Genomic DNA, 7,396 nt, shown 5'->3' on the forward strand with positions numbered 1-7,396 from the left:
GCCGACCGATTTCACCCCTTTTTATTGTTCCGCAAGAAGTTATCAATGTACTCACGAGCTTTTTCCGGGCTGCCGCCGTAATCCGCTTCCCTTTTTTCATCTTTTTCGATCCGTGCCTTCGCTTTTTCAGCCACTTCAGCCGCTTGCGCTGCCGGTACGGCGACAACACCGTCCACGTCGCCGACGATGATGTCGCCGGTATTCACTTCGACGCCGCCGACCGTAACGGGTTGCCCGATCGTCCCTTCCGCCGTTTTTTTACTCGCCGCCGTCGTCGACCCTCTACTAAAAACCGGAAAATCCAACTCGCGGATATCAGCGATATCGCGGATCACGCCATCGATCACAACGCCGTGCAGGTCGAGCGTTTTCGCCAACCCGATCACGAAATCACCGGCGAGCGCGTTCGCTGTCCAGCCTTTCCCGTCAACGATAAGTACGTCGCCGGGACGCGCATTGTAGATGCCTTCCAAAAGAGAAATATTCTCACCCGCGGGGGCATCGACTGTGAACGCTCGTCCGTATACATGCCAGTCATCCGATAACGGTTTTATCCCAATATCCATGTGATTTTTCCCGTCTAACCCGTCTGAGACGGGAGTTGTCGGTAAATTCGCAAATTCGTCCATATACAGTTCGCTCCTTTTATGTATGCTAAGCTTTCGTCCAATATAGCACAATTGCGGGTTCGCGGTAAATTTGCTACCATTAAGGAACAATCGAGAAAAGGATGCACGGTTATGGCAAAACATGAAGGAAAAATCATCGCCCAAAACAAAAAAGCACGTCACGATTTTTTTATTGAAGAAACATTTGAGGCCGGGATTGTATTGCGCGGCACCGAGATCAAATCGATACGTGCCGGAAGAATCAACATCAAGGAAAGCTTCGCGCGCGTGGAGAATGGCGAAGTGATATTGCATCAAGCGCATATCAGCCCGTATGAGCAAGGCAATCGCCACAATCACGATCCGGTGCGCGAGCGGAAATTGTTACTGCACAAACGGGAAATCAAGAAACTCATCGGCAAAACCCAACAACAGGGTTACGCGATTATTCCCATCAAGGTGTATTTAAAACAAGGACTCGCCAAAGTCCAGATCGGCCTCGCCAAAGGGAAAAAGAAATACGACAAGCGGCAAGCCATGAAAGAAAAAGATGCCAAACGACAAATGGACAAAGCCATCGGCCAGCGTATGAAAGGCATGGAATAATGCCATACACTACCAGCCCCTCCACCCTCTTACCCTGCAAAGAGGGTTTTTCTGTTATACTGTAACAAAAGGAGTGAAGTTGGATGCAAATTCGAACGATTTCAATAAAAAATCACAAAGCGTTCCTTAAAATGCTCGTCCAAAAATTCCAATATGATGAAACAACGGGCCTTGCCGCACAGCTGGCCTATTATTTTTTGTTATCGTTGTTTCCGTTATTATTATTTGTCCTTACCTTGCTTCCTTATTTCAACTTACCTATAAACCAGGTGATGGTGTGGATTCAAGACTTTGCTCCCGGTGAGACCGGCGAAATGATCGCCGGCAATGTCAGCTCGCTTTTAAGTGAAACGAGAGGCGGCCTTCTTTCCATTGGCATTATCGGTACGCTGTGGACAGCTTCCGGTGGCATCAGCGCATTTATACGAGCAACCAACCGAGCTTATGAAGTGAAAGAAACCAGACCTTTCCTTAAAGTAAAACTGTTATCGATGACGTTAACCTTTTCCATGGTATTTGTCATTGCCATTACATTAATATTTCCCGTCTTTGGGCAAGCCATCATGAATGCTATCCAAACATGGATCCCCTTTTCCTATAACATAGAATCCCTATTTCAAGTGTTAAGGTGGGTCATTGCCATCTCAATAATGATTTTTGTCCTTATGGTGCTATATTATGCCGCGCCAAATGCCCGCTTTAAAATGCGGGAAGTTTTTTGGGGTGCCTTTTTCGCAACCATCGGGTGGCAAATCACTTCTATCGGCTTTTCTTTTTACGTTACCAATTTCGGAAATTATGAAGCTACGTATGGAGCCATCGGCGGTATCATCATCCTTATGCTCTGGTTTTATTTAACCGGCATTATTTTAATTGTCGGCGGCCAAATCAACGCGTTGCTTTATAAATGGAAAAAAGGTAAGGCATGATGATTTATGTAACGTCCGTCAGCGCGCGGACGTTTTTTTCATCACACCCAGTAAAATTACAATCACGATCACCGGTAAGAGGGCGTAGGCGACCAGCCCTCCCTGTGCCAGCCAGGAAATGGAAACAATCACCATCGCCAGGATGAGGATGGCCGGCAATACGATGCGAAGATTCACAAACGTGAACTTACTGAAATGGTTAGCGATAAGCAATAGAAAAACACTGATCAACAGTAAAGAGACCAACTGTATAACGACGAGGATCGCCATGGTGGACATTTAAAACTTCCTCCCTCGGTAGTACAACATAACATTTCTAACGCAAAAGACGTTGATCGAGAGCGGGATAATCAACATAAATGTAATGCTGTAAAAATTTTTTAAAAATCCCATGACGATCACCATGCACATTACAACGATCGTCAGGAGATTCACACGGAGGTATTTGCGTGTGTCCACCATTTGGTTAAACCATCTTAAAACAAAATAAAGCAAAAGCAAAAACACGACAAAGAGAAAGACAAACGACATCAATGTTCCCAGCAGACTACCCATACGCTCACCCCGTTCTCCTCGTTCCCCTTGTGATAACGTATGACAAGCCTGCATGATCTATGAAAAAAGTTTAGCCGTTAACGGCTAAACTTCATAGTAATCGACCAGCTCACCCTGCATAATATAGCGATCAGGCGCGGCGCCGATATAATCGAACGGATAACAGGTGGTTACCGTCAGTGTCGGATCTTCTTTTTCCACGATCACGGTGCGATCCTCCGCGTCGGTAATCCAGCTGTCATCGACCTCATATTCATACACCCAGCCATCGAATTCCACGCGCATGATATCGCCTTCTTCAACGTCTCCCATTTCGGTAAATACCGTATCCCGGTGGCCGCTTAAAACCGTGTGTTTCTGCACATTCGGCGTCTCCGTCCATTCATCGGAATCATACATGCCGACACCTTGATCCAGCGCCTCGTCATCGGTGCCCCAGAAAACCTCAAAACGGGAATCAATCGTCGGGATTTCAAGGGCGGCGATCTCCTCGCCTTCGTCAAAGTCAAAGGACTCCTCCGGATCAGGTTCTACTTCCTCTTCCTTTTCTTCTTTCACGGGTTCGGGTTCATTTTCCGGTTTCGGCGGTTCCGGGAGTTGCGTTTCTTCCGATTCGGCTTCCATCGGCTCCACCGTTTGCGTGCTTTGCATCCAGTCATACCCGGACCAACCGGCCAGGGCAAGTCCGGAGATGATAAGCGTATATAAAAACACGCGCATCGCTAACACTTTCCCCTCGCATAAGAGTGCACGATTTCATATTACTCTTATCATAACGTGACTCGTGAAAAATCACAATCTTTTTTATAAAAACGGGGTGAGCTTGTCGACGAGCTCTTTCACATTTTCCTCGCCTGTGCCCTCCCCCGTCTTCAAGGTGACCTCCGGTTGCCGCGGCGGTTCGTAAGGGGCGTTTATCCCTGTAAAGGATGGTATCTCGCCGGCGCGGGCTTTTTTATATAAGCCTTTCGGATCGCGCTCCTCACACGTTTCCAGGGGGCAATCAACGAACACTTCGATAAATCGCCCTTCCGGGAGAAGTGCGCGAGCTTTGGCCCGGTCAGACTCGTACGGGGAGATAAAGGCCGTACTTACGATCGTCCCGGCCTTTACGAATAAATGGGCGACTTCCCCGATTCTGCGAATATTTTCCTCGCGATCTTCAGGCGAAAACCCGAGATCCTGATTTAAGCCATGACGGACGTTATCGCCGTCAAGAACGTAACTCTGGTAGCCGTGCTCATGGAAATAGCGGTCCACCGCATTCGCCAACGTGGATTTTCCTGATCCGGACAAACCGGTAAACCAGAGCACAAAACCGGGATGTCCATTCTGCTGTTCACGTTCGGCAGCCGTTACCGCTTCCTCGTGCCAAACGATATTTGCATCCATCCACGATTCCTCCTTTATTGTGTAATTCCTGGTTTGTACGTCTCCATAAGCACCTCTACGACTTCCCTACGGCTGAATTCCTTCGGAGGGGCTTCCTGATTCTCCAGCATCTCTCTTACTTTGGTGCCGGAGAGCATAACATGTTTTTCTGAACTATGCGGACACGTTTTCGCTGTCGCCATCGCTTCGCATTCATTGCAGTAAAAACTGTGTTCAAAATAAAGCGGTGTAATGCCCAGCTCCTCTACGGAGAATTGTTTCAACAGCTCCTGGGCTTCATACGTGCCATAATAATCGCCGACACCTGCGTGATCACGCCCGACGATAAAATGGGTGCAGCCGTAATTCTTGCGGACAAGCGCGTGAAAGATCGCTTCCCGAGGACCGGCATAGCGCATGGCTGCCGGGAAGACCGAGAGTTGCACTCGTTCTTCGGGATAATAACGGGACAACAACACTTTATAACTTTTCATGCGCACATCCGCGGGGATGTCGCCTTTTTTTGTCGCCCCCACCAATGGGTGCAGCAACAGGCCATCGACGGTTTCCAGCGCGGTTTTTTGAATGTATTCGTGCGCACGATGAACCGGATTACGCGTCTGGAAACCGACCACCGTTTGCCAGTTTTTCTCGGCAAACGCTGCTCGCGTTTCTTCCGGCGCAAGGGCCTCGGCTTCAAAAAGACCATGTTCCACGGGGCGAACGAGCGTGATGTCTCCGCCTACGTAAGTATTCGGGCGCGTATAAACCTGGTGCACACCCGGGTGGGCATCTGACGTTGTTTTGTACACTTGTCTTGCTTCCTCTTCTTTATCCGGCTGATAAATATCGGCAATATCGATCCACCCGTAAGGGATATCATCTTTTTCTAAAATCGCCTGTTCGCCAATGGTTAATTCGGAAACGAGTGCCTCCGGAACCGGCAATGTAATCGGCAAACTCCAAATAAGACCATTTTCCAGCTTCATGGATGAGACGACATGTTCGTAGTCTACTTTGGTCATAAAACCGGTGAGCGGGGAGTAACCGCCGTTGGCCAGCAACTCCACATCCGCCAACGCAATGTCATCTAAAGGGATGTGCACCGCATTAGTCGGCCATTCGGCTCCATATCGGCGCCGGTCGATCAATGTTCCTCCGTGCGGAATACTCGTCGTCATGTTATGCCTCCTCGCCAACTTTTTAGTACGATGAGATTATTATAACCCATAATTCCGATTAGAGTAAGGGGTATTTGCGATATTTTTTCCTACTTGACAGATAAGATTTTCAGGGATAAAACAGCTCTTTGATAAAATCATTGAGGTGGAGGCTCTTGGATTTATTTTTAACCATTGCCATTATCGTATCTGTCGCTATCGTTGCTGCTCTTTTATATGTCATGCAACGAAAGCATATATCTTTTTCGATTAGAGTCATGTCCGCGCTCGTTACCGGCATTGCACTTGGCATGATTCTGCAGTATTTTTTTGACCCGGAATCCAGCATCATTGAAACAACGATGGACTGGGTGGGTATCGCCGGGAACGGTTATGTAAGCTTTTTACATATGATCGCGCAAACAGTGGGGCAGAACCCACTAGATCCCGGTTTTATTGCTACTGTGCTTATTGTCGTCGCCATCAGCTCATTTAGTGTTGCCGGTGTCGGCGGCGGCGCGACCTTTGCTGCGATTATCGTGCTGCCCATTGCGCTTGCCGGTCTGTTAATTTCCATCGAACCGCTCATTGATATAGGCAGAACAGCGGTGAACATCTCCGGAAGCATGATCGCCGGCATCTTCACTTCGAGAGTCAGAAAAGATATTGATCACGACGTTTACAGCGATCCCGACCAGCGGCTTGAGTCACAGGAGATGACATCTTAAAGAAAAACTAAATAGGCGTAGTCATTGGTGATGAGTACGTCCTTACATTCTTTTGTTTGCAATTGGATAAAGATTTGTTGTATACTAAACTTACAAAAGGGATACATTAAAAAGACCGCGGTGATGGTACACCGACGGTCTTCCAATAGAACGTATCCTTCAGGGATAAGCGTTCACTTTTACAGCGAAGTAGTTACCCTGAGGCTGGGACTCTCAGAGGGTAGCTACTTTTTTTAGATCCAATTCAGTAAGATATCCCTCTCTTAGGTTGAACCGTTGCTTTTTCTAATCCTACAAGCCGTATCGTATGGGATAAAAAAAAGAGTTGATTTAGGGCTAAAATTATATTTGTAAAAATAAGCTGAAACCTGCATAAAATCAGTGTTTCAGCCAGCTTATATGGTTAATTATGGATGTTACACCTTTTACACGCCTTTTGTTCCCAAAATGTTCCCACGTAAATTTAGTTTGGAGGGCAAGAACTTCCGTCAATGTACATTCCCATTTCATTTACCATATTATGCCTTTTTCACTTACCTAACGAAAATTTCCTTGAAAGGATAGGTAAGGGTTGATCATGATGACACCATTTATATTGTCCTGTGGACGTCTCCACAGGACAATATTGATTGATTCTTTTTGGCAACTCTTCAATCATTTTTAAGGGCTTGATCAATCAGTTGTAACGCGTGTTTTTCGGATTCAGCTTTGTACAGTTTTGCAATCAATGCTTTTAGTACGTCCATTTCATCAATGCTTTTAACCTTATGTTGAATGTCGTTCGACCTTAGATCAAATCGGGATTCCAGATAAGAAAGAATAGCCTCTTGAATGACTTCTATTCCTTCCTGTCTTCCTTCTTGTCTTCCTTCTTCAATGCCATCCTCATAAACCTTTTGAGCGATACGGGTCATCTTAAACACCTCCATCATTTTGTCTACATAGGAGTCTTCGAGAAATTTATCCGCAATGCCTACCGTCGTACCTATTAACTGGAAGCGTTGTTTTTCATCTTTCACTTGATTGGCAAGTTCCACAACGTCTGTAGCTAATTCTGTGCGTTTTTTCTTGGAATGCATCAACGGAAGAAAAACCAATTGTAACTGTTCATCATCATCTAGTGTTTCCTGATGGTAAACCTTATATGACAGCCTACGAAAAATATCATCCCCGTCATAATCCTTCATATAAATAGCGTTGGCACGGTATTGGATGGATCCGTGGTCAAGATGTTCATCGGCTTTCGTTATATCAGCGCCATAAATGACATACGTATAGATATTTCGCCCTGTTTTGTCATATAAGGCTGTATCATACAATTTGAACCGTTTGAGATCGTTTATGCTGAAGGTTGTTTGAAACTCAAGATGAAGGTAGGTGTCATCTTGTAATAAAAACACGAAATCCATGCGGCGTTCGTTGACATCAATCACCGGTAA

The 7,396-nt window shown here is 46.3% G+C and carries 9 protein-coding genes and 1 pseudogene; 3 read left to right on the forward strand and 7 right to left on the reverse strand.

What is annotated here, in order from left to right; all coding sequences use genetic code 11:
- Window positions 1-11 precede the first annotated feature (11 nt).
- Window positions 12-629 (reverse strand): RraA family protein, encoded by a 618-nt coding sequence (locus BLS58_RS12375; RefSeq protein ID WP_090399111.1) that lies wholly within the window; start codon window positions 627-629, stop codon window positions 12-14.
- A gap of 111 nt (window positions 630-740) precedes the next feature.
- On the opposite strand from BLS58_RS12375, the gene smpB reads away from it, so the two are divergent.
- On the forward strand, window positions 741-1,214 hold the full coding sequence (gene smpB / locus BLS58_RS12380) for an SsrA-binding protein SmpB (protein ID WP_090399112.1): 474 nt from the start codon (window positions 741-743) through the stop codon (window positions 1,212-1,214).
- 83 nt (window positions 1,215-1,297) lie between these two features.
- A complete protein-coding gene (locus BLS58_RS12385) occupies window positions 1,298-2,143 on the forward strand; it encodes a YihY/virulence factor BrkB family protein (RefSeq protein ID WP_090399113.1) in 846 nt (281 codons plus the stop codon).
- Between the two features lie 18 nt (window positions 2,144-2,161).
- Here BLS58_RS12385 and BLS58_RS12390 read toward each other — a convergent pair whose 3' ends face one another.
- The 5 genes from BLS58_RS12390 to sat form a co-directional block, all read right to left on the reverse strand.
- Complete coding sequence (locus BLS58_RS12390) at window positions 2,162-2,422, reverse strand: hypothetical protein (protein ID WP_090399114.1); 261 nt, start codon at window positions 2,420-2,422, stop codon at window positions 2,162-2,164.
- Complete coding sequence (locus BLS58_RS12395) at window positions 2,423-2,698, reverse strand: hypothetical protein (protein ID WP_090399115.1); 276 nt, start codon at window positions 2,696-2,698, stop codon at window positions 2,423-2,425.
- A gap of 84 nt (window positions 2,699-2,782) precedes the next feature.
- Window positions 2,783-3,418, reverse strand: coding sequence for a class D sortase (locus BLS58_RS12400; RefSeq protein ID WP_090399116.1), 636 nt, complete (start codon window positions 3,416-3,418; stop codon window positions 2,783-2,785).
- Between the two features lie 84 nt (window positions 3,419-3,502).
- Window positions 3,503-4,090 carry an adenylyl-sulfate kinase gene (gene cysC, locus BLS58_RS12405; protein ID WP_090399117.1) on the reverse strand — a complete coding sequence of 196 codons (588 nt, stop codon included), beginning with the start codon at window positions 4,088-4,090 and terminating at the stop codon, window positions 3,503-3,505.
- Window positions 4,091-4,104: 14 nt separating this feature from the next.
- On the reverse strand, window positions 4,105-5,250 hold the full coding sequence (gene sat, locus BLS58_RS12410; protein ID WP_090399118.1) for a sulfate adenylyltransferase: 1,146 nt from the start codon (window positions 5,248-5,250) through the stop codon (window positions 4,105-4,107).
- A 353-nt stretch (window positions 5,251-5,603) separates the two neighbouring features.
- Here sat and BLS58_RS12415 point away from each other — a divergent pair.
- Window positions 5,604-5,957 (forward strand): annotated as a pseudogene (locus BLS58_RS12415) (cation:dicarboxylate symporter family transporter); the annotation flags it as partial.
- A gap of 650 nt (window positions 5,958-6,607) precedes the next feature.
- Here the strand turns inward: BLS58_RS12415 and BLS58_RS17605 are convergent.
- Window positions 6,608-7,396 (reverse strand): RpnC/YadD family protein (locus tag BLS58_RS17605; protein WP_176764738.1); only part of this gene is annotated, 789 nt, incomplete at its 5' end.

This window comes from Natribacillus halophilus, from assembly GCF_900100185.1.
In the GTDB taxonomy this organism is placed as follows: Bacteria; Bacillota; Bacilli; order Bacillales; family Marinococcaceae; genus Natribacillus; species Natribacillus halophilus.

Coding starts and splice junctions, on each gene's coding strand:
- BLS58_RS12375 (WP_090399111.1), bottom strand. CDS start 629: ATGGACGAATTTGCGAATTTACCGACAACTCCCGTCTCAGACGGGTTA.
- smpB (WP_090399112.1), top strand. CDS start 741: ATGGCAAAACATGAAGGAAAAATCATCGCCCAAAACAAAAAAGCACGT.
- BLS58_RS12385 (WP_090399113.1), top strand. CDS start 1,298: ATGCAAATTCGAACGATTTCAATAAAAAATCACAAAGCGTTCCTTAAA.
- BLS58_RS12390 (WP_090399114.1), bottom strand. CDS start 2,422: ATGTCCACCATGGCGATCCTCGTCGTTATACAGTTGGTCTCTTTACTG.
- BLS58_RS12395 (WP_090399115.1), bottom strand. CDS start 2,698: ATGGGTAGTCTGCTGGGAACATTGATGTCGTTTGTCTTTCTCTTTGTC.
- BLS58_RS12400 (WP_090399116.1), bottom strand. CDS start 3,418: ATGCGCGTGTTTTTATATACGCTTATCATCTCCGGACTTGCCCTGGCC.
- cysC (WP_090399117.1), bottom strand. CDS start 4,090: ATGGATGCAAATATCGTTTGGCACGAGGAAGCGGTAACGGCTGCCGAA.
- sat (WP_090399118.1), bottom strand. CDS start 5,250: ATGACGACGAGTATTCCGCACGGAGGAACATTGATCGACCGGCGCCGA.